The sequence below is a fragment of the Agromyces sp. GQ35 genome (genome assembly GCF_059758475.1).
Genome location: NZ_JCAXEO010000001.1, coordinates 2,151,829 through 2,172,832, shown reverse-complemented (window position 1 = coordinate 2,172,832; position 21,004 = coordinate 2,151,829). Strand labels below are relative to the sequence as shown.

22 protein-coding genes are annotated in these 21,004 nt (G+C 71.7%); 12 read left to right on the top strand and 10 right to left on the bottom strand.

Translation table 11 applies throughout. The annotated features are described in order from the left end of the window. Positions 1-11 precede the first annotated feature (11 nt). Genes pucL through aceB form a run of 7 tightly spaced genes read right to left on the bottom strand, consistent with a single transcriptional unit; the run spans position 12 to position 6,802 of the window. A complete protein-coding gene (pucL, locus tag AC6CH0_RS10030; RefSeq protein WP_498100265.1) occupies positions 12-911 on the bottom strand; it encodes a factor-independent urate hydroxylase in 900 nt (299 codons plus the stop codon). 2 nt (positions 912-913) lie between these two features. Then, positions 914-1,264: a hydroxyisourate hydrolase gene (gene uraH, locus AC6CH0_RS10025; protein ID WP_498100263.1), complete on the bottom strand. Its 351-nt coding sequence runs from the start codon at positions 1,262-1,264 to the stop codon at positions 914-916. Then, positions 1,261-1,758: a 2-oxo-4-hydroxy-4-carboxy-5-ureidoimidazoline decarboxylase gene (gene uraD / locus AC6CH0_RS10020; RefSeq protein ID WP_498100261.1), complete on the bottom strand. Its 498-nt coding sequence runs from the start codon at positions 1,756-1,758 to the stop codon at positions 1,261-1,263. The genes uraH and uraD overlap by 4 nt, the downstream gene beginning before the upstream one ends. Next, the gene (gene allB / locus AC6CH0_RS10015) at positions 1,748-3,118 is read right to left on the bottom strand and encodes an allantoinase AllB (RefSeq protein WP_498100259.1); all 1,371 of its coding nucleotides are present in this window, start codon (positions 3,116-3,118) and stop codon (positions 1,748-1,750) included. Before allB ends, uraD begins: the two co-directional genes overlap by 11 nt. Continuing rightward, positions 3,115-3,942 (bottom strand): bifunctional allantoicase/(S)-ureidoglycine aminohydrolase, encoded by an 828-nt coding sequence (locus AC6CH0_RS10010; protein WP_498100257.1) that lies wholly within the window; start codon positions 3,940-3,942, stop codon positions 3,115-3,117. The genes allB and AC6CH0_RS10010 overlap by 4 nt, the downstream gene beginning before the upstream one ends. Then, positions 3,939-5,201, bottom strand: a complete 1,263-nt coding sequence (locus AC6CH0_RS10005) for a DUF6986 family protein (protein ID WP_498101100.1) — start codon at positions 5,199-5,201, stop codon at positions 3,939-3,941. Before AC6CH0_RS10005 ends, AC6CH0_RS10010 begins: the two co-directional genes overlap by 4 nt. 2 nt (positions 5,202-5,203) lie before the next feature. After that, on the bottom strand, positions 5,204-6,802 hold the full coding sequence (gene aceB, locus AC6CH0_RS10000) for a malate synthase A (RefSeq protein ID WP_498100255.1): 1,599 nt from the start codon (positions 6,800-6,802) through the stop codon (positions 5,204-5,206). A 129-nt stretch (positions 6,803-6,931) separates the two neighbouring features. Between aceB and AC6CH0_RS09995 the strand changes: the two genes are divergently transcribed. From AC6CH0_RS09995 to xdhC, 3 genes are read left to right on the top strand one after another with little or no spacing between them, the layout of a single operon-like run. Next, on the top strand, positions 6,932-8,422 hold the full coding sequence (locus tag AC6CH0_RS09995; protein ID WP_498100253.1) for a xanthine dehydrogenase small subunit: 1,491 nt from the start codon (positions 6,932-6,934) through the stop codon (positions 8,420-8,422). Continuing rightward, positions 8,419-10,815: a xanthine dehydrogenase molybdopterin binding subunit gene (gene xdhB / locus AC6CH0_RS09990; protein WP_498100251.1), complete on the top strand. Its 2,397-nt coding sequence runs from the start codon at positions 8,419-8,421 to the stop codon at positions 10,813-10,815. The genes AC6CH0_RS09995 and xdhB overlap by 4 nt, the downstream gene beginning before the upstream one ends. 17 nt (positions 10,816-10,832) lie before the next feature. Beyond that, positions 10,833-11,669: a xanthine dehydrogenase accessory protein XdhC gene (xdhC, locus tag AC6CH0_RS09985; RefSeq protein ID WP_498100249.1), complete on the top strand. Its 837-nt coding sequence runs from the start codon at positions 10,833-10,835 to the stop codon at positions 11,667-11,669. Here the strand turns inward: xdhC and AC6CH0_RS09980 are convergent. Beyond that, positions 11,663-12,205, bottom strand: coding sequence for a nucleoside deaminase (locus AC6CH0_RS09980; protein ID WP_498100247.1), 543 nt, complete (start codon positions 12,203-12,205; stop codon positions 11,663-11,665). The genes xdhC and AC6CH0_RS09980 overlap by 7 nt on opposite strands. 89 nt (positions 12,206-12,294) lie before the next feature. Between AC6CH0_RS09980 and AC6CH0_RS09975 the strand changes: the two genes are divergently transcribed. The 5 genes from AC6CH0_RS09975 to moaA all read left to right on the top strand — a co-directional run bounded on the left by AC6CH0_RS09975 (position 12,295) and on the right by moaA (position 16,713). Next, the gene (locus AC6CH0_RS09975) at positions 12,295-12,702 is read left to right on the top strand and encodes a TOBE domain-containing protein (RefSeq protein ID WP_498100245.1); all 408 of its coding nucleotides are present in this window, start codon (positions 12,295-12,297) and stop codon (positions 12,700-12,702) included. Continuing rightward, entirely contained in the window at positions 12,699-13,532 is an 834-nt protein-coding gene (gene modA / locus AC6CH0_RS09970) for a molybdate ABC transporter substrate-binding protein (protein ID WP_498100243.1), read from the top strand. The genes AC6CH0_RS09975 and modA overlap by 4 nt, the downstream gene beginning before the upstream one ends. Positions 13,533-13,597: 65 nt before the next feature. Further along, positions 13,598-14,392 (top strand): ABC transporter permease, encoded by a 795-nt coding sequence (locus AC6CH0_RS09965; RefSeq protein ID WP_498101098.1) that lies wholly within the window; start codon positions 13,598-13,600, stop codon positions 14,390-14,392. After that, positions 14,389-15,561, top strand: coding sequence for a sulfate/molybdate ABC transporter ATP-binding protein (locus tag AC6CH0_RS09960; RefSeq protein WP_498100241.1), 1,173 nt, complete (start codon positions 14,389-14,391; stop codon positions 15,559-15,561). The genes AC6CH0_RS09965 and AC6CH0_RS09960 overlap by 4 nt, the downstream gene beginning before the upstream one ends. 39 nt (positions 15,562-15,600) lie before the next feature. Further along, entirely contained in the window at positions 15,601-16,713 is a 1,113-nt protein-coding gene (gene moaA, locus AC6CH0_RS09955) for a GTP 3',8-cyclase MoaA (protein ID WP_498100239.1), read from the top strand. 53 nt (positions 16,714-16,766) lie between these two features. On the opposite strand, the gene AC6CH0_RS09950 is transcribed toward moaA, so the two are convergent. After that, positions 16,767-17,180, bottom strand: a complete 414-nt coding sequence (locus tag AC6CH0_RS09950; protein ID WP_498100237.1) for a molybdenum cofactor biosynthesis protein MoaE — start codon at positions 17,178-17,180, stop codon at positions 16,767-16,769. A gap of 52 nt (positions 17,181-17,232) precedes the next feature. Continuing rightward, on the bottom strand, positions 17,233-18,381 hold the full coding sequence (locus AC6CH0_RS09945) for a ThiF family adenylyltransferase (protein ID WP_498100235.1): 1,149 nt from the start codon (positions 18,379-18,381) through the stop codon (positions 17,233-17,235). Between the two features lie 73 nt (positions 18,382-18,454). Here AC6CH0_RS09945 and AC6CH0_RS09940 point away from each other — a divergent pair, with 73 nt between their 5' ends. From AC6CH0_RS09940 to AC6CH0_RS09925, 4 genes are read left to right on the top strand one after another with little or no spacing between them, the layout of a single operon-like run. Continuing rightward, a complete protein-coding gene (locus tag AC6CH0_RS09940) occupies positions 18,455-18,703 on the top strand; it encodes a MoaD/ThiS family protein (protein ID WP_498100233.1) in 249 nt (82 codons plus the stop codon). Between the two features lie 17 nt (positions 18,704-18,720). Beyond that, positions 18,721-20,025 carry a molybdopterin molybdotransferase MoeA gene (locus AC6CH0_RS09935; protein WP_498100231.1) on the top strand — a complete coding sequence of 435 codons (1,305 nt, stop codon included), beginning with the start codon at positions 18,721-18,723 and terminating at the stop codon, positions 20,023-20,025. Further along, positions 20,018-20,494 (top strand): cyclic pyranopterin monophosphate synthase MoaC, encoded by a 477-nt coding sequence (moaC, locus tag AC6CH0_RS09930; protein ID WP_498100229.1) that lies wholly within the window; start codon positions 20,018-20,020, stop codon positions 20,492-20,494. Before AC6CH0_RS09935 ends, moaC begins: the two co-directional genes overlap by 8 nt. Then, complete coding sequence (locus AC6CH0_RS09925) at positions 20,491-20,994, top strand: MogA/MoaB family molybdenum cofactor biosynthesis protein (protein WP_498100227.1); 504 nt, start codon at positions 20,491-20,493, stop codon at positions 20,992-20,994. The genes moaC and AC6CH0_RS09925 overlap by 4 nt, the downstream gene beginning before the upstream one ends. Positions 20,995-21,004: the final 10 nt, after the last annotated feature.

Sequence of the window (21,004 nt, the reverse complement as noted above, 5' to 3'; positions counted from 1 at the left end):
CGCCGGCCGGCTCAGCAGAAGCCGGCGATGCCATCCCAGGCGGCGGGTGCCGGGGCGAGGCCCTCACGGGTGACCGTCGCCTCGATGAGGCCGTAGGGCCGGTCGGCGGCGTAGAACACCTCGTTCGGGTTGTCGAGGCCGAAGGCACTGAGGTCGACGACGAAATGGTGCTTGTTCGGCATCGAGAGGCGGATCTCGGCGATCTCTGGGCGCTGCTCCAAGACGCGGGCGCCCATGTCGAACAGGGTCGCCTGCAGGGCGGCCGAGTATCCCTCGGTGAAGGCTTCGAGCAGCAGTGCTCGCACGCTGAGGTACATCGCGTTGTAGTCGACGCCCGCATCGGAGTACCGCCAGCGGGCGGCGACGTCCGTCGCGAGGATGCGGTCGCTCGTCTCCTGCAGCGTCGTGTACCGGTCTCTCGGGAAGCCCTCGAAGCCCGACTGCGTCGTCTTCAGCACCGTGAGCCCCGTGAGCCCGGCGATGACGTGCCGATCGGCTCCGTCGGCGACGACCAGGGCCGTGCGCGTCTCCTGCCCGGCGCGCACGAAGGAGTGATCGTGCGGCGCGCCGTGCGCCTGAATGCGCTGCCACGCGAAGCTCTCCGCCTCCCAGCGGCCGCCGGTCACCCAGTCGAACGACGAGGTGAAGTGCTCGGCGAGGCGCAACAGGAAGGCCTCGGGCGAGCCGATTCCGTCGCGGGCGAACGCGAAGACCGTGTTCTTCTGCGTGTCGGTGGCGACGACGTGGGAGTTGTCGCCGTCGAGGTGGGCCCCGGCGAAGTCGCCGCGGAGCTGCGACGTGACGCTGAGGTCTTCGATCTCGTGGCGATCGGTGTCACGGGTGACCTTGACGACGCGCACCTCGGCCTTGCCGTACTGGTTCGGCCCGAGCACGATGGCGGGGTCGGTCATGGTCAGCTCCCTCGGTAGCTCGAATAGGCGAATGGGCTCAGCAGCAGCGGCACATGGCAGTGACGACCGTCGTCGGTGACGACGAAGGTGATCAGCACCTCGGGATAGAACGTGTCGGTCGCGCGAGCGGCGAAGTAGGCGCCGGTGTCGAAGCGCAGCCGGTACTCCCCCGGGGCGATCGTCTCGGGGCCGAGCCGGGTGACGCGACCGTCGGCATCGGTGACGGATGTCGCGACGAGACGCCACCCGTCTCGATCGCCGTCGTCGCGGGCGAGGAGCCCGACGGCGACGCCCTCGGCCGGGCGTCCGGCGGCCGTGTCGAGCACGTGCGTGGTGATCCGGGAGGTGCTCATGCGGTGAAGAGTCCTTTCAGTCGCAGCGTGGCGATCTCGCGAAGCTGCTCGGCGACGATGAGGTCTTCCTCGACGCTCGTGTGCCGGAGCCGCTCGTTCAGTGCTTCGAGGATCTCGGTCGAGGTCCGGCCGGCTGCGCGGATGAGGAAGACCCGGCCGAACCGCCGTTCGTAGGCCACGTTGCCGGCGGCGAGCGCAGCGGCGACGGCGGCGTCGTTCGGGTCGACTCCTGCCTGCTCGGCTCGCGAGAGCGCAGCCTCGCGGCGGCCGCCCCCGGCGCGTTCGCCGATGCGGGGATGGTGCGCGAGCGCCCCTTCGACCTCCGCGGCGGTGAACGGGGCCGCTGCGCCGTGCGCTCGCGCCGCGAGCTCGCCGACGGAGTCGTACGGGCGCGCGTCGACGAGTTCCTCGCACCAGCGGCTGATGTCGAGGCACGGTCGCAGCAGTTCGATCGCGGCTCCGCGATCGGCGGCGTCGAACTCCTCAAGCAGCATGGTGCGCTCCGCCCTCCACGCCGGCCCGGCGCAGCAGTCTCCCGCGCGGGGTGGATCGGTCGATCGGGGCGCCGGCGAGAAATGCGCGCCGCACGACCCCGGTGAGCTCGTGGCCGTCGTAGGGCGTCATCGGATGCCGATGCTCGAGCGCCTCGGCATCGACCGTGAACCCCTCGTCGGGTGCGACGACGGCGAGGTCCGCGGCAGTGCCTTCGGCGATGCGGCCCTTGGTCGTGAGGCCGACCCGGCGGGCCGGTGCCGTCGACATCCACTCGACGACCCGGGCGAGCGGGATGCCGCGTCGCCTCGCCTCGGTCCAGACGAGGGGCAGCCCGAGCTGGAGCGAGGCGATGCCGCCCCACGCCGCCTCGAAGTCGCCGTCACCGGTGTGCTTCAGCTCGGCCGGCGCCGGCGAGTGGTCCGAGACGACGAAGTCGATGACGCCCTGCTCGAGGCCGTGCCAGAGGGCGTCGCGGTTGCCGGCGTCACGGATCGGCGGACAGCACTTGTACTCCGTGGCCCCCGACGGCACCTCGTCGGAGGCGAGCACGAGGTAGTGCGGGCAGGTCTCGACGGTGAGCCGCACTCCGTGGCGCTTGGCCGCGGCGATCCGGTCGAGGGAGTCGGCCGCGCTCAGGTGCAGGATGTGGGCCCGCACCCCGGTGCGCGCGGCTCGATCGATGACGGCGGCGACGGCGGCACCTTCGGCCTCGCGCGGGCGGGAGGCGAGGAAGTCGGCGTAGGCGGGCCCATGGCGGTGCGGCGCCCCGTCGATGAGCGCGGCATCTTCGGCATGCACGATCAGGAGCGAGTCGGATGTCTCGAGCACGGCCATCGCCGCCTCCATCTCGTCGGCCGTGACCGGTGGGAACTCGTCGACGCCGGAGGCGACGAGGAAGCACTTGAACCCGAACACCCCCTCGTCGACGAGCGGTTCGAGATCGGCCTCGTTGCCGGGCACCACGCCGCCCCAGAACCCGACGTCGACGAAGACCTGACCCTCGGCCGCCGCCCGCTTCAGGCCGAGCGCGGCGACGTTCGTCGTCGGCGGGATGCTGTTGAGCGGCATGTCGATGATCGTCGTGACGCCGCCCGCCGCAGCCGCCCGGGTCGCCGAGGCGAACCCCTCCCACTCGGTGCGGCCGGGCTCGTTGACGTGCACGTGCGTGTCGACGAGCCCGGGGATCAGCACTTCATCGTCGGCCAATCGCACCATGCGCGGCGCGTCGAGCCCCGTGCCGAGCGGCGCGAGCTGCACGACGACGCCGTCGCGCACCCCGACCTCGACCGGCGAGAACGCGCCGTCGACGAGCACCCGTTCGCCCGTGACGACGAGGTCGAGGCCTGCGGCATCCGTCATCGCGGTGCGCCCGGGACCGTGAGCCGCACCTGCCGGTTCACGTCCTTGTAGAGCAGGTAGCGGAACGGCCCCGGGCCGCCCGCGTAACAGGCCTGCGGGCAGAACGCCCGGAGCCACATGAAGTCGCCGGCCTCGACCTCGACCCAGTCGCCGTTCAGCCGATAGACGCCCTTGCCCTCGAGCACGAACAGGCCGTGCTCCATGACGTGCGTCTCGGCGAAGGGGATCACGCCGCCCGGCTGGAACGTGACGATGTTCACGTGCATGTCGTGCGCGAGGTCGTCGGGATCGACGAACCGCGTGGTCGCCCACGCGCCGTTCGTGTCGGGCATCTCCTGCGGCGCGACCTCCGCGTCGCTCGTGACGAACGACGTCGGCTCGTAGCCCTCGAGCGGCTCGTACGCCTTGCGGATCCACTGGAAGCTCGTGAGCTCCGAGCCCTCGTTCGCGATCGCCCAGCTCGCTCCCGCGGCGAGGTACGCGTAGCCGCCCGGCTCCAGCACGTGCCGCTCTCCCTCGAGTTCGAGCGTGAGCTCGCCGGCCGTGACGAACACGACGCCCTCGACGCCCTCTTCACGCTCGGGCCAGTCGGCCCCGCCGCCCGGGCCGATCTCGACGATGAGCTGCGAGAACGTCGTCGCGAATCCGGCGATCGGCCGCGCGAGGATCCACGCCCGGGTGTTCGTGAACCCGGGCAGCCTGCTCGTGACGATGTCGCGCAGCACGCCCTTCGGGATCACGGTGTACGCCTCGGTCACGATCGCGCGATCGGTGAGCAGCTCGGTCTGCGCGGGCAGTCCGCCCTGCGGGGTGAAGTAGCTCATGTGGTCTCCTCGTGATGCCTCGGGTGCGCGAGCGCGACGAGCGCCCCGTCGTCGATGCCGGTGTCGGCGGCCACCTCGGCGGCCGAGATCGCGCCGCAGCGCACGCCCCGCAGCACGAACCCGGCGAGCGCTCGTACGGAGGCGGGCTCGTCGAGCACCGCGCCCGACACCCGCGCGACGGAGTCGCGCAGCCGCGCGGCCGCGGCGGCGTAGCCCTCGCGGTAGAACGCGTACGTCGCGATGAACCGCGTGGGCAACTGGAGCGCGTGCAGGTCCCAGCCCTGGGGGAACCCGCGCTCGAGCGACCTCCGCACGAGCCGCGCATGCAGGCGCCACGCCGCTTCAGCCTGGTCGCCGAGCGGCAGGATGTTGGTCGACCCGTCGGAGAGGCGGATGCCGGTGCCCGCGACCGCGAGCTGCATGACCCCCTTCGCCAGGTCGGCGGCGGGATGCTCCATGGACTGGTGGTGCGCCGCGATCTGCAGCGATGCGCTGTAGTCGTAGGTGCCGTAGTGCAACGCGCTGATGCGCCCGGGCACCGCGAGCGGCAGCCGCGCGACCGGTGATCTGCCGTCGACGTCGAGGATGAGCTGCGGCGTCTCGACCTGCACCTCGAAGCGCAGCCTTCCCTCGGGCAGTCCATGCGCGCGTTCGAGGCCGGCCGCGACCTGCGCCGCCGCCTGCACCTGCGCCACCGTCGACACCTTCGGCAGGGTCAGCGCCAACCCGTCGGGCAGGCCGCCGTGCTCCATGAGCGCGGTCACGAAGAGATCGAGGGTCCGGATGCCTCGCGCCCGCGTCGCCGCCTCGAACGACTTGAACCTGATGCCGATGAACGGCGGGGCGAACCCCGCGCCGACGGCCGCCACCACTCGCTTCGCCGCGCGCACGGCGTCGGCGTCTTCGACGTCGTCACCGCGGTCGCCGTATCCGTCTTCGAAGTCGATGCGCAGATCTTCGATCGGCTCGAGCTCGAGCTTGTCGCGCACCGCCGGCGCCACCTCGGCCGCGACCCCGTGGTCGAGCCCGACCATGACGGCGAGCGCCTCGACGCCGCCGACCGCATCGACGGCGGTGCGTGCTGCGCGGCCCCACAGGGCCGGGAGCTCGGGAGTGAACCGGTCGGCGGGCACGTACACGGTGTGCACGGGCTGGCGTGATCCATCGTCGCCGGGATAGGCGGTGGCGAGCAGCGCGTCGGTCTCGGCCAGTCCGGCGTCGATGCTGGCGAGTGCGGTGGCGGGCAGTGCGGTGTGCATCCTCATTCCAGCAGTTCGTAGGCGGGCAGGGTGAGGAAGTCGACGTAGTCGTCGGAGAGGCAGAGGTCGGCGATGAGGGCCGCTGCCGGCTCGTAGTAGGCCGCGAAACGTTCGGGCGGGACATCCGCGCGCAGGGCCTCGACCTCTTCGGCGAGCACCCGGCGCACGATCTCGGGGGTCAACTGCTCGTCGACGTCGGCGAGCACCACGCCGGTGTGCAGCTGCTGCCACACCTGAGAGCGCGAGATCTCGGCCGTCGCGGCGTCCTCCATGAGGTTGTGGAGCGCGACGGCGCCATTGCCCGAGAGCCACACCGCGGTGTAGGCCACCGCGACCGAGAGATTCGTGCGGAGTCCGGCCTCGGTGACCTCGCCGCCGGCCGAGACGACGTCGAGCAGCTCCGCGGCGGTGACCTCCACCTCGGGTCGCTGACGCTCGAGCTGGTTCGGCCGGTCGCCGAGCACCGCGTCGAACACCTCCTGGCAGACCGGGACGAGATCGGGGTGGGCGACCCACGAGCCGTCGAACCCGTCGTTCGCCTCTCGGGTCTTGTCGGCGCGCACCTTTTCGAACGCGGCGGCGGTGACCTCGGGGTCGTTGCGGTTCGGCACCACGGCAGCCATGCCGCCCATCGCGAAGGCGCCGCGGCGGTGGCACGTCTTCACGAGCAGCTCGGTGTAGGCGCGCATGAACGGCGCCGTCATCGACACCGCCGCCCGGTCGGGCAGCACGTAGGCCGGCCCGGCGTCGCGGTAGTTCTTGATGAGGCTGAACAGGTAGTCCCAGCGCCCGGCGTTCAGGCCCGAGGCGTGCTCGCGCAGCTCGAAGAGGATCTCGTGCATCTCGAACACCGCCGTGATCGTCTCGATGAGCACGGTCGCGCGAATCGTGCCGCGCGGAATGCCGAGCTGCTCCTGCGCGAACACGAACACGTCGTTCCAGAGCCTCGCCTCGAGGTGGCTCTCGAGCTTCGGCAGGTAGTAGTACGGCCCGTGTCCGCTGTCGAGCAGCAACCGCGCGGTGTGGAAGAAGTGCAGCCCGAAGTCGACGAGTGCGCCCGAGGCGCGCTCGCCGTCGATGAGCACGTGCCGCTCGGAGAGGTGCCAGCCGCGTGGCCTGGTCACGACCGTGGGGCGGCGGAGGTCGGTGCGCAGCGCGTACTCCTTGCCCTCGGGCGAGGTGAAGGCGAGCGTGCCGCGGGCGGCGTCGCGCAGGTTCGCGATGCTCCCGACGACGTTCTCCCACGTCGGGCTCGACGCGTCTTCGAGGTCGGCGAGCCAGACTCGCGCTCCCGAGTTGAGCGCGTTGATCGCCATCTTCGCCGGCATGGCCGGACCCGTGATCTCGACCCGGCGATCGAGCAGGGCCTCGGGGGCGGATGCCACGAGCCAGTCGTCCTCGCGGATCGCCGTCGTCTCGGTGAGGAAGTCGAGCGGCTCACCCTCGGCGATCCACTCGCGCCGGGCCCGACGTTCGGCGAGGAGTTCTCGACGGCGCGGATCGAAGCGGCGATGCAGTTGCTCGACGAAGGCGAGCGCCTCGCTCGTGAGGATCTCGTCGCCGCCTGCGACATGTGCGGCACGAGTGATCTCGATGCTCATACGGCTGCCCGTCCCTCCGTTGGGATGCTGCGCTTCGCCTCGTGTTCATCTTCGCGCAGATGCGTTCGCGGCGTAACCGGAACATCGAGAACGATGCCCGCGTAGACTCCCGAGACAAGGAGTTCGACCATGGATCACATCGGTGTGACGGTCAACGGACGCGAGCGCCCGTTGCGGAGCGCCAGCGCGCACACGACCGCGCTCGACTGGCTGCGCGACAACGGCCTCACCGGCAGCAAGGAAGGCTGCGCCGAGGGCGAGTGCGGTGCGTGCGCCATGCTGCTCGCGACATCCGACGACGCCGGAGGCACCGTGTGGACCGCGGTGAATGCCTGCCTCGTGCCGGCCGCCGCCCTCGACGGCCAGGAGATCGTCACCGCCGAGGGGCTCGGCTCCCCCGAGGCGATGCACCCCGTGCAGGCGGGCCTCGCCGAAGCCGGCGGATCGCAATGCGGGTACTGCACGCCCGGGTTCGCCTGCAGCATGGCGGCCGAGTTCTACCGGGCCGAACGCGTGCCCGCGCGGGCGGCGGGTACTGGTGCTGCGGCGGCGGGTGCAGCGGGCGAAGCGGATGCCTCAGCGCAGGAGCACGGCCCGAACGGCTTCGACCTGCACGCGCTGAGCGGCAACCTCTGCCGTTGCACCGGCTACCGACCGATTCGCGATGCCGCCTATGCCCTCGGCGAGCCCGAACCGAGCGACCCGCTCGCCGAGCGACGCGCGCACCCGGCGCCCGAGCCGAGAGCGACCCGGCTCGACGCCGACGGTGAGCGCTTCCTGCGCCCGCCATCGCTCGACGAAGCGTTGCGGATACTGCGCGAGGAACCCGACGCAGCGGTCATCGCGGGCTCGACCGATTGGGGCGTCGAGGTGAACCTGCGTGGCCGGCGCGCCGCACTCTCGATCGCGATCGACCACCTGGCCGAGCTCCGCACCCTCGTCGTCGACGATGCCGCGATCGAGATCGGCGCTGTGCTGCCGCTCTCCGAGGTCGAGCGCCGGCTCGACGGACGCGTGCCGTTGCTCGCCGAGCTCTTCCCGCAGTTCGCCTCCCCGCTCATCCGGCATCGTGCGACGATCGGCGGCAACCTCGGCACTGCCTCGCCCATCGGCGACTGCGCGCCCGCCCTGCTCGCACTCGAGGCGCGCGTCGTGCTCGTCTCCGCCGACGGCGAGCGCGAGGTCGACCTCGCCGACTACTTCACCGGCTACCGCCAGACGCTGCGCCGACCCGACGAGCTGGTGCGTGCGGCGCGCATCCCCCTGCCGCTCGCGCAGCTGAGCGCCTTCCACAAGATCGCGAAGCGCCGTTTCGACGACATCTCGAGCGTCGCCGTGGGCTTCGCCCTCGACCTCGACGACGGCGTCATCGCGTCGGCGCGCATCGGACTCGGCGGAGTCGCCGCGACCCCGCTCCGTGCCCGCGCGACCGAGGCTCTGCTCGCCGGCCGTCCGTGGAGCCGCGAGACCTTCCGCGACGCGGCATCCGTGCTCGCATCGGAGGGCACCCCGATGTCCGACCACCGCGCGAGTGCCGAGTACCGCTCGCTCATGCTCGGCTCTGCGCTCGTGAAGCTCTACCGCAGCCACCCCCACGTCGCCGAAGAGGTACCGGCATGAGCGAGCTCGCCGCCCGCCCCGCCGCTCCCGTCGTGGGCACGCCGATGGCGCACGAGAGCGCCGCCCTGCACTCGACCGGCGCGGCCGTCTACACCGACGACCTGGCTGCACGAGGTCACGGCGTGCTCACCGCCTGGCCCGTGCAGTCGGAGCACGCGCACGCGATGGTCACCCTCGATGTGCAGGCTGCACTCGCAGTGCCGGGGGTCGTGCGGGTACTCACCGCCGACGACGTGCCGGGCCACAACGACGCGGGCGTCAAAGACGACGAGCCGCTCTTCCCGGGCGAGGCGATGTTCCACGGGCACGCACTCGCGTGGGTGCTCGGCGAGACGGCCGAGGCCGCGCGACTCGGGGCCGCCGCTGTGAAGGTCGAGTACGAGCCGCTGCCCTCGATCATCACCGTGCCCGAGGCGATCGCGGCAGAGTCCTTCCAGGGCATCCCCCGCACGGTGCGGCGCGGAGACCCCGAATCGGTGCTCGCCACCGCACCGCACGTGTTCGAGGGCGTCACCGAGATCGGCGGCCAGGAGCACCTGTACCTCGAGACGCACGCGTCACTCGCCCACCTCGATTCCGAGGGTCAGGTCTTCGTCGAGTGCAGCACGCAGCACCCCTCAGAGACGCAGGAGATCGTCGCCCACGTGCTGGGCGTGCCGAGCAATCGCGTCACCGTGCAGTGCCTGCGCATGGGCGGCGGCTTCGGCGGCAAAGAGATGCAGCCGCACGGCTTCGCTGCCGTCGCCGCGCTCGGTGCCGTGCTCACGGGCCGGCCGGTGCGCCTGCGCCTGAACCGCACGCAAGACCTCACGATGACCGGTAAGCGGCATCCGTTCCACCTCGTCTGGAAGGCGGGGTTCGACGACGACGGGCGCATCCTCGCCCTCGCGACGACGCTCACCTCCGACGGCGGCTGGAGCCTCGATCTCTCCGAACCCGTCATGGGCCGGGCGCTCTGCCACGTCGACAACGCGTACTGGATCCCGAACGTCGTCGCGCAGGGGCGCGTCGCGAAGACGAACAAGACCTCGCAGACCGCGTTCCGCGGCTTCGGCGGCCCGCAGGGCATGTTCGTGATCGAGAACATCTTCGGTCTGGTCGCGCCGAGGCTCGGCCTCGATGCCGCGACGCTGCGACGACGCAACTTCTACGAGCCCGGCCAGACGACGCCCTACGGGCAGCCCGTGCGGCACGCCGAGCGACTGCACGACATCTGGCAGCGCGTGCTCGACGAGAGCGACTTCGACGAGCGACGCGCGGCGATCGCCGAGTTCAACGCCCGGCACCCCGACACCAAGCGGGCCCTCGCCATCACGCCCGTGAAGTTCGGCATCTCGTTCACCCTCACCGCGTACAACCAGGCCGGCGCGCTCGTGCACGTCTACAAAGACGGTTCGGTGCTGATCAGCCACGGCGGCACCGAGATGGGCCAGGGCCTGCACACCAAGATGCTGCAGGTCGCAGCCACCGCCCTCGGCGTCGAGGCCGAGGCGGTGCGGCTCGCCCCGACCCGCACCGACAAGGTGCCGAACACCTCGGCCACGGCCGCCTCATCGAGCGCCGACCTCAACGGCGGCGCCGTGAAGAACGCCTGCGAGCAGATCCGCGACCGCATGGCGACCGTGGCCGGTCGGCTGCTCGGCATCGACGAGCGCGAGGTGCGCTTCGGCCGCGGGCGGGTCTCGGGGCTCGGGGCATCCGGAGCCTCGCTCACCTTCGCCGAGGTCGCGAGCGCCGCCTACGATGCGCGCGTGCAGCTCTCGGCCGCGGGCTTCTACCGCACCGAGGGCCTGCACTGGGACACCGAGGCGATGCAGGGCTCGCCGTTCAAGTACTTCTCCTACGGGGCCGCGGCGACCGAGGTGGAGGTCGACGGGTTCACCGGTGCGACGCGAACCCTGCGCGTCGACATCGTGCACGACGTCGGCGACTCGCTCTCGCCGCTCATCGACGTCGGCCAGATCGAGGGCGGTTACGTGCAGGGCGCCGGATGGCTCACACTCGAGGAGCTGCGCTGGGACACGGGCGACGGCCCGGGGCGAGGCCGACTGCTCACGCAGTCGGCGAGCACCTACAAGCTGCCGAGCTTCTCGGAGATGCCCGAGGTGTTCAACGTGAGCCTGTTCGAGCGTGCGACCGAAGACGGCGTCGTCTACGGATCGAAGGCGATCGGCGAGCCGCCGCTCATGCTGGCGTTCAGCGCACGCGAGGCGATCCGCGAGGCCGTCGCCGCGTTCGGCCCGGTCGGGCACAGCGTCGAGCTCGCGTCGCCGGCGACCCCCGAGGCGGTCTTCTGGGCGATCCGCGATGCCCGCCGTGCCGGCGACTCGACGGCATCGGCGACGGATGGCGCGGCATCCGTCGACCACGGACTCGTGCCGGCCGAGCGCTGAGCGACGGGCAGGCTGCCATGGACTGGGTGGAGGCCGTGCAGCGGTTCCGGACGGCGCGGACCCCGTCGGTCATCGTGACGCTCGCGATGGTGCGCGGCCACGCCCCGCGCAACGGCGGAGCCAAGATGGTCGTCACGGCCGACGCCGTCGTCGGCACGGTCGGCGGGGGCAATCTGGAGGCCACGGCGATCGACCGGGCGCGGAGAATGCTCGCGACCGGCACGTCCGAACCCGAACTGCTCACCCTGACGCTGAGCGACAAAGCCACGACCGAATACGGCGTGCAGTGCTGCGGAGGAGAAGTCACGATGCTGCTCGAACCGGTGCGGGTCGTTCCCGCGGTCGCCGTCTTCGGCATCGGTCACGTCGGGCTGGAGCTCGCGCGCATCCTCTGCCGGCAGCGGCTCGAGCTGCACCTCGTCGACTCGCGTACCGAGATGCTCGCCCCCGAGCGGATCGGCGTGCCCGGGGTGAGCGGGCCGCTGGCCGATGTCGAGGCGACCGTGCTGCTGCACGAGTTGCCGGTGCCCGAGTCGGCGCTCGGGTCGCTGCCGACCGGTGCCCACGTGCTCGTGATGACCCACGATCACGTCGAGGATCTCGCGATCGTCGAGGCCGCGCTCGGCACCGACGGCATCGCCTCGATCGGCTTGATCGGCTCGCGGTCGAAGTGGGCGCGCTTCGAGCAGCGACTTCGCGAGGCCGGCCACGATGACGCCTCGCTCGCTCGGGTGGACACCCCGATCGGCATCGCCGGCATCACCTCGAAAGACCCGGCCGCGATCGCCGTGAGCGTTGCCGTCCGAGTGCTCCAGCAGATCGAGGAGCAGTCGGCGACGACGCCGCCTCAGTAGTCGATGCGTGCGGCGTTGAGCTTCCACGCGGTGAACGGGGCGACCCGTCGCTCGGGCCCGAGGTCGATGCTGCCCACCGGCATGCTCCGACGGTCCTCCTCGCCGCCCTCGAAGTAGCGGTAGAAGAGCGCGTCGTCGAAGCCGGCATCCGCTGCATCATCGCGATCGGCGGCGAAGCAGACCCGATCGATGCGCGCCCAGAGCGACGCGGCCAGGCACATCGGGCACGGCTCGCAGCTCGTGTAGAGCGTGGCACCGCTCAGGTCGAAGGTGCCGAGCCCCTGGCAGGCGGCACGAATCGCCGTGACCTCCGCGTGGGCGGTCGGGTCGAGGTTCGCGGTGACGCGATTGACGCCCTCAAAGACGCGACCGTCGGCCGCGACGACGATCGCACCGAACGGACCGCCACCCTGCTCGACGTTCGCCGTGGCGAGGTCGACCGCACGAGCGAGGTGGTCGGCTGCCTCGGTCTGCGCCCCGAGGGAAGCGGAGCCGGAATCGGAACTCGACAGGGGCGAGCTTTCGAACGAATCCATGTGAGCCTCCTTGCTGTGTCCATGCTAGGCGGCGAGCTGTGTCGTCTGCCGCATTGCAGTTCCGCATCTGCGGTTCTATCGTCAGTTTCATGACGCAGTATCGGATCAGTGAGGCGGCTTCGCTCGTCGGCGTGAGCGATGACACCGTTCGCCGGTGGGTGCAGGAGGGCCTGCTCAGCGCCGAGAAGGATACCGCGGGCCGCCAGGTCGTCTCCGGCCGCGAGCTCGCCGCCCGCGCGGTCGCCGCGGCGTCGGCCATCGAAGACCGGAGCCACGTGCGCCGCAGCGCCCGCAACCGGTTCGTCGGACTCGTCACGCGCGTCGAGATCGACGGGCTCATGGCCCAGGTCGAGGTGCAGTGCGGACCGCACCGGGTCGTCTCGCTCATGTCGGCCGAGGCCGCTCGCGAGCTGCGGCTCGAGGTCGGCGCGAAGAGCGTCGCCGTGATCAAAGCGACGATGGTCATCCTCGAGACCGACAAGGAACCGGGCGAATGACCGACCGCCCCGCACCTCGTCGGGCGCTCGCAGCCGCGATCGCCGCCATCGCCGCGATCGTCCTGAGCGGCTGCGGCACGTCCGCCGGCGACGGCGACGGTGGGGTGGGCCACTCCGACGCGAGTGCGAGCCATCCGGAGCTCGGCGGCGAGCTGACGGTGTACGCCGCGGCATCGCTCAGCGGCGCCTTCGACGAACTCGCCGCGCGGTTCGAGGCGCTGCACCCCGAGCTCGAAGTCGCGCCGGTCACCTACGACGGCTCATCCGTTCTCGCGACGCAGCTCATCGAGGGCGCCGCCGCCGACGTCTTCGCCTCGGCCGATGAGCGGAACCTCGCCAGGGTCGACGACGCGGGCCTGCTCGACGGGGGTCCCGAGGTGTTCGCGACGAACGTGCTCGAGATCGCGGTGCAGCCCGGCAATCCGCTCGGCATCGACGGTCTCGACGATCTCGCCGACGAGGCATCCGCTGACCCGCTCGTCGTCGTGTGCGCACCCGAGGTGCCGTGCGGCAGCGCTGCCGCGAAGCTCCTCGCCGCCGCGGGCGTCACGGTGACGCCCGTGAGCGAGGAGCAGAACGTCAGCGCCGTGCTCACGAAGGTGCGCGCGGGCGAAGCCGACGCCGGGCTCGTCTACGTCACCGACATCGGGGCCTCGGCCGGTGAGGTCGATGGGGTGCCGATCGAGGGGGCGGATGCCGCGACGAACACCTACCCGTTGGCGGCACTGGCCGATGCGGCGAACCCCGCGGCGGCGCGGGCGTTCGTCGAGTTCGTTCTCTCGGCTGAGGGCGCCGAGGTGCTGACCGCGTTCGGGTTCGGCCGGCCGTGACCGCGTTCGATGCCGTCTCTGGCCCGGCCGCGCCGACCACGGCACCCGATGCACGATCACGGCGCGTGCACCTCGCCCGCTTCCCGTCGTGGCTGTACCTGCCGGCTGCCCTCGGCACGGCATTGCTCGTGCTGCCGCTCGTGGCGCTGCTCGTGCGACTGGACTGGGCCGGGGTGCCGGCGGCCGTCAGCTCTCCCGCCGCGCTCGAGGCGCTCGCCCTCTCGCTCACCACTGCGAGCATCGCGACCGCGATCTGCGTGGTGCTCGGCGTGCCGCTCGCGCTCGTCATCGCACGGAGCTCCCGGGGAGTGGCGGCGGTGCTCCGGACCCTCGCCACGCTGCCGCTCGTGCTGCCTCCGCTCGTGGGCGGCATCGCCCTGCTCGCCCTGCTCGGGCGCAACGGGCTGTTCGGCGAGACCCTCGACGCGTTCGGCCTCCGCATCCCCTTCACGACCGCAGCCGTGGTCATCGCGCAGGCCTTCGTCGCGCTGCCATTCCTCGTGATCTCGGTCGAGGGTGCCCTGCGCACGGCCGGCACCCGGTTCGAACTCGTCGGCGCCGGTCTCGGGGCGAGCCGGTTCACGGTGTTCCGCCGCATCACCCTGCCCCTCGTGGCGCCGGGCCTGATCGCGGGCACGGTGCTCTGCTTCGCCCGCGCCCTCGGCGAGTTCGGGGCCACCGCCCTCTTCGCCGGCAACGCCGCCGGCACGACCCGCACGATGCCGCTCGCGATCTACACGGCGTTCAACGGCGCGGGAGTGCGCGAGGACACGGCGATCGCCCTCTCGCTCATGCTCATCGCGGTCGCGGTCGCCGTGCTCCTCGTGATGCGCGGCTGGCGAGCGGATGCCGCCCGATGAGCGGCACCGAGACCTCCGCCGGCCTCGGAGCACAGGCCGGCGCCGAGGCATCCGCGGGCCTGATCGCCGAGGTGACGACGACCGTCGGCGACTTCGTGCTCGACGCGTCGCTGCGGGTGTCGCCCGGCGAGATCCTCGCCGTGCTCGGACCGAACGGCTCGGGCAAGTCGACCCTGCTGCAGACCATCGCGGGCCACCTCGAGCCGAGCACCGGGTTCGTGCGCATCGGCGGTCGAGAGCTGAGTCGGGCCGACGGCCGTTCACGGCACGGGGTCGCCCTCGAACGACGACAGGTCGGGTTGCTCGGCCAGCAGCCGCTGCTCTTCCCGCACCTGAGCGCGCTCGAGAACGTCGCCTTCGGCCCGCGCGCCCAGGGCGATCGTGCCGCCGTGGCACGCGAGTCCGGACGGCGCTGGCTCGACCGCGTGGGGCTCGCCGAATTCGCCGCTCGCCGCCCATCGGCGCTGTCGGGTGGTCAGCAGCAGCGCGTGGCACTCGCCCGCACCCTTGCGGCGAAACCTCGGCTGCTGCTGCTCGACGAACCCTTCGCCGCCCTCGACGTGCAGACCGCGACCGAGATGCGCGGCCTGCTCGCCGAACGGCCGTGGCCCGAGCCGCTGCCGACGCTGCTCGTCACGCACGACCCGCTCGACGCGATCGTGCTCGCGCAGCGCGCCGCCGTGCTGCACGACGGTCGCATCGTGCAGCACGGCACGACCGCCGAGGTGCTCGGCCACCCCGCGACGCCGTTCGTCGCCGCGCTCGCGGGCGTGAACCTCGTGCACGGCGTCGGCGACGGGTGCGGCGGAGTCGTCGCGCCCGGTGGCCGCGCGGCCGGCGGCGCGACTGCCGGCGCACCGCTCGTACTGCGCGGCACGCGTGAGCCGATCGCGCCCGGCGCGCCGGCATCGGCGGTCTTCAGCCCAGGAGCGGTGCACGTGTCGCCGGCGACGCTGCACGAGCCCGCGGCATCCGCCCCCAACCGCTGGAGCGGCACGGTCGCGGCGCTCCGCCCGGTGCCCGGGGGCGTGCGCATCGGCATCGCCGAACATCCCGAATTGGCCGTCGACGTGCCGTCGACGGCGGCGGTCTCACTCGATCTCACGACCGGCGCGCGACTGGCATTCGCCATCGCGGCGGCGGATGTCTCGGTGCGAGAGCGCTCGTGAAGCGGTGTTACGGTGGACGCCACGAAGAGGGGGTGGCCCATGACGCAGACGGAGGCTCAGCTCCCCGTGCCCCGCGTCGGAGAGGCGACCGCCTCGGGTGCCCGCCGTCTGCCGGCCACCGGTCGCCTCGCCGATCGACGCGATCGGCCGATGCGAGACCTTCGCATCTCGGTGACCGACCGCTGCAACTTCCGCTGCGTGTACTGCATGCCGAAGACCGTCTTCGGGCGCGATTACGCGTTCCTCGAGCGCGATGAGCTGCTGAGCTTCGAGGAGATCACGCGGCTCGCCCGGGTCGCCGCGGCGCACGGCGTCGAGAAGCTGCGACTGACCGGTGGCGAGCCGTTGCTGCGGCGCGGCATCGAGGAGCTCGTCGCGAGCCTCGCCGAGCTGCGCACCCCCGATGGCCGCCCGCTCGAGATCGCGCTCACGACCAACGGCGCGGCCCTCGCGATGAAGGCGGCCTCGCTCAAGGCGGCCGGCCTGACGCGGGTGACCGTCTCGGTCGACTCCCTCGACGACACGGTGTTCCAAGCCATGAACGACGTGAAGTTCCCGATCGCCCGCGTGCTCGAGGGCATGCGCGTCGCGCACGAGGCGGGCCTCGGCCCGATCAAGGTCAACATGGTCGTGAAGCGCGGCATGAACGATCACGAAGTGCTGCCGATGGCACAGCACTTCAAGGACACCCCGTTCAGCCTCCGCTTCATCGAGTACATGGACGTCGGCACCTCCAACGGCTGGAGCCTCGACGAGGTCGTGCCGTCGGCTGAGATCATCGAGATGATCGACCGTGAGCTGCCGCTTGAGGCGATCGGCGCTCGGGTGCCCGGCGAGACGGCGGCGCGTTGGCGATACCGAGACGGCGGCGGTGAGATCGGGGTCATCTCGAGCGTCACGCAGGCGTTCTGCGGCACCTGCAACCGTGCCCGCATCTCGACCGAGGGGCGCCTGTTCACGTGCCTCTTCGCGTCGGAGGGGCACGACCTTCGGGCGCTCCTGCGCGGCGGCATCGATGATGCCGGCCTGGCGGCGGCGATGGGCGCGATCTGGGGCGCCCGCGACGATCGCTATTCAGAGGAGCGCGCGAGCCTCACGCCCGAGCTGCGCGCCGCTCGCCCGAAGATCGAGATGTCGTACATCGGCGGCTGACCACCTGCGGCTCACCGCGCTGCGATCCGGCGAGCCAGCGATCGGGCTGGGGCTCAGAGTCCGACCCATTCCGAGACGCCGTCGCTGAAGTGCTGCCGCTTCCAGATCGGCACCTCGTGCTTGATGAGCTCGACGAGGCGCTCGCAGGCATCGAAGGCCTCGGCCCGGTGGGCAGCGGATGCCGCGGCGAAGAGCGCGACATCGCCGATGCGCAGCTCGCCGACGCGGTGCGCCGCGGCCACCGCGAGCCCGGTCTCGTCGGCGATGCGCCGCACGCAATCTGCGAGGAAGCGCTCGGCCTCCGGGTGCGCCCGGTAGTCGAGCGCGAGCACACCGCGCCCGCCGTCGTGGTCGCGCACGACCCCGCAGAACATGACGACGGCACCGCTCGCATCGGCCTCGACCGCGGCGCGAACGGCGTGCTCGTCGATCGGCTCAGCGGTCACGACGGCCAGTGATTCGTTCATGCGCGACTCGACTCTCGTGTGGAAGGGGGCGTGGTGAGCGGGTGCCGCGCGGTCAACGCTGCACGAGATCGCCGGCGACCACGGCGAACGTCGCGATGCCACCAGACAGGTACGCCACCTGGGTGTGCCCGCGCTGCTGCAGCATGCGAACGGCACGCCTCGACCTCGGGTCTCGCTCGCAGTAGACGACGAGCGCGCCCACGCCGGGTTCGGGGCCGGCGCCGTCAGCGAGCTCGGCGAGCGGCACGAGCACGCTGTCTCGGATGCGGCCGAGCTCGGCCTCGGCCGGCTCGCGCACGTCGATGAGAGTGACCCCCGTGCCGTCGCGGAGCCGTTCGAGCAACTCGGCCGCCGACACGGCCGGCACCGAGGCATCCGTGGCCTGCTGCTCGACCGGATCGAGCCCGCAGAAGCGCTCGTAGTCGATGAGCCGGGTGATCGCGGGGGCGTCGGCGATGGCGGTGTACGCGATCTCGCGCGAGCGCCCCGTGAGAGTGTCGATGGTCGCGACCCGGCCGATGAGCGGCTCGCCGACACCGACGATGATCTTGACGACCTCGGTGGCCATGAGCCCGCCGACCGTTGCGCAGAGGCTCGGCAGCACTCCCCCGAGTTCGCACGAGAGCACCTCGTCGGGGGCGGGCGGTACCGGGAAGAGGTCGCGGTAGCCGGGGCCGTGCTCGTGCCACGCCACGCCGACCTGGCCGTGGTACTGCAGGATGGCGCCCCAGACGAGCGGAATCCGCCCGAGCACCGCAGCGTCGTTCGTGAGGTACCGGGTGGGGAAGTTGTCGCTGCCGTCGACCACGAGGTCGTAGTCCGAGAGGATCTCCTGGATGTTCGCCGAGGTGAGCCTGGTGCGATGGCGCACCACGCGGCACGCCGGGTCGATCGCGGCGACGGTGTCGGCGAGGGAGTCGACCTTCGCACGGCCGAGGTCGGCAACGCCGTGGCTCGTCTGACGGTGGAGGTTCGAGAGTTCGACGTGGTCGTCGTCGACGATGCCGATGGTGCCCACCCCGGCACCCGCGAGCGAGGGTACGACCGCGCTGCCGAGACCGCCGGCGCCGACGACCAGCACACGCGCCGCCGCGAGACGCCGCTGGGCGAGCTCACCGAAGCCCGGCAGCATCAGCTGCCGGCTGAACCGCGCGATGCGCTCCGCCGCGAGCGGCGGGCCGGGCTCGACGAGCGGGTGCATGCCCGCCATTGTACGCAGCGCATCTGCACCGCCAGGCGGGGCGCCTGAGCAGCCAGCCGGTAGCATCATGCACATGACGCTCGTGACCGTGCGGTACTTCGCCGCAGCCGCCGAAGCGGCGGGAGCCGATGAGGAACGCCTCGAGCTCGACGCGCCCGCAACCCTCGGCGGGCTGCACGACGTGCTCGTCGAGCGGCACGGCGCAGCGATGGCCCGGGTCCTGAAGTCGGGCTCGTTCCTGGTCGACGGCACGGTGCGTCGCAACTCCGACCATCCGGTCGGCGCGCAGGTCGACGTGCTGCCGCCGTTCGCGGGCGGCTGACGCCGGAAGGGCGGACGATGCGAACCTTCGCCGAACACCAGCACGCGGTGCGGGAGCTCCTCGCGCCGCTGCGGGCGCACCTCGACGATCCCGCCCGATTCGAAGACGTCTCGCTCACGAGCGACCCGGCCGGTGCAGCGAGCCTCGGTCGGGTGCTGGCGCGCGACATCCACTCCCCCGTCGACCTCCCGGCCTTCGACAACTCGCAGATGGACGGCTACGCCGTTCGCGCGGCAGACCTCACCGGTGCACGACCCGGCGCTGCCGTCTCGTTGACCGTCGGCCCCACGACCGCCGCCGGTGACGCGGAGCGCACGCACCTCCTCGGCACGGCCTCGCCGATCATGACGGGTGCGCCGATCCCGAACGGCGCCGACTCCGTCGTGCCGATCGAAGCCGCCGATCCACCCCGCTTCCCCGGCCTCGGGGCCGGCCGCCGAGACGCGCCGACGGGTACGACGGTGGCGTTCACCCGGCCCGTCGAGCTCGGTGCCCACGTGCGCCGATCGGGTTCCGACATCGGGCGCGGTTCGCTGCTGCTCCCTGCCGGCATCAGGCTCGGTCCGGCGCAGCTCGGAGCGCTCGCCGCCGCCGGTCTCACGACGGTCGCCGTTCGCCGGCCCGTCTCGGTGCTGCTCATCTCGACGGGGCACGAGCTGCGGCCGCCCGACGAGCCGCTCGGGTCAGGACAGATCCACGACGCGAATACGAGCATGCTCGCGGCGGCGATGCGCGAGAGCGGGGCGACGGTGCACGCGACCGTGGCTCCCGATGACGCCGGCGCGGTCACGGCGGCCCTCGCGGCATCCGCCGACGGCGTCGACCTGGTCGTGACGACCGGCGGCGTCAGTGCCGGTGCGTTCGAGGTCGTTCGCGACGCGTTCGAGCCCCTCGGCGTGGAGTTCGCCAGGGTCGCCCTGCAGCCCGGTGGGCCGCAGGGGCTCGGCCGCGCGAGGGTACCGAGACGTGACGGCGGCATCGATGACGTCGCCACCGTGCCGGTCGTGTCGTTCCCCGGCAACCCGGTGAGCGCCCTCGTCTCGTTCGAACTGTTCCTTCGGCCCGTGCTGCGAGCATTCGCGGGCCTCGCGCCCGACCGGCCGCGTGCCACGCTGCGCCTCGCCCACTCGGTCACCTCGCCCATCGATCGCCACCAGGTGCGCCGCGGCGTGCTCGACGGCAATGGCGACGTCGAGGTCGGGGCGCCGAGTTCGCACCTGCTGCACGCCTACGCGAACGCAACGGTGCTCGTACACCTGCCCATGGGAGTGGATGCCCTGCCGGCCGGCGCCGACGTCGACATCTGGAGGATCGATGACTGACCCGCAACTCACTCACCTGCGCGGCGACGGCTCAGCGCACATGGTCGACGTGACCGACAAGGCGGTGACGCGTCGCACGGCGAGCGCGCAGGCGGTGCTCGTGACACGCGCCGACGTGGTCGCCGCGATCAGCGACGGCACGCTGCCGAAGGGCGAGGCGATCGGCACGGCGCGCATCGCCGGCATCATGGCGGCCAAGCAGACCTCGACGCTGATTCCGCTGTGCCACCCGCTGCCGCTCACGAAGCTCGACGTCGACATCACCCCCGAGGGCGACCGGGTGCGCATCGTCGCGACGGTCACCACGAAGGGCGTCACCGGTGTCGAGATGGAAGCGCTGACGGCCGCGACGGTCTCGGCGCTGACGCTGTACGACATGATCAAGGCAGTCGACAACCGGGCGGTCATCAGCGAGGTGATGGTGCTCGCCAAGGAGGGCGGCAAGAGCGGCGACTGGTCGCGCGAATGACCCAGGCCGAGCGGATGCCGCGCACCGCCGTCGTCATCGTCGCCTCGACCCGTGCCGCCACCGGCGTGTACACCGATCGCACCGGGCCGGTGATCGCGACGTGGTTCGCCGAGCGCGGCTTCGATGTCGTCGGGCCCGAGGTGGTCGCCGACGGTGAGTCAGTGCGCACGGCGCTCCGCGACGCCGTCGCCGCCTCGCCGTCCGTGATCGTCACGACGGGTGGCACTGGGCTCTCACCGAGCGACGCAACGCCCGAGGCGACCGCCGCCGTGCTCGATCGCGAGGTGCCGGGCTTCATGGAGGAACTGCGGCGCCGAGGTTCCGCGACCACGCCGACCGCGTTGCTCTCACGCGGCGTTGCGGGCGTTTCCGGATCGACCTTCGTCGTGAACCTGCCCGGGTCGACCGGCGGGGTGCGCGACGGGCTCGCGGTGCTCGACGACGTGCTCGAACACGTGCTCGACCAGCTCGCGGGCGGCGATCACCCCACGGCGGCGTGACGACGGAAGG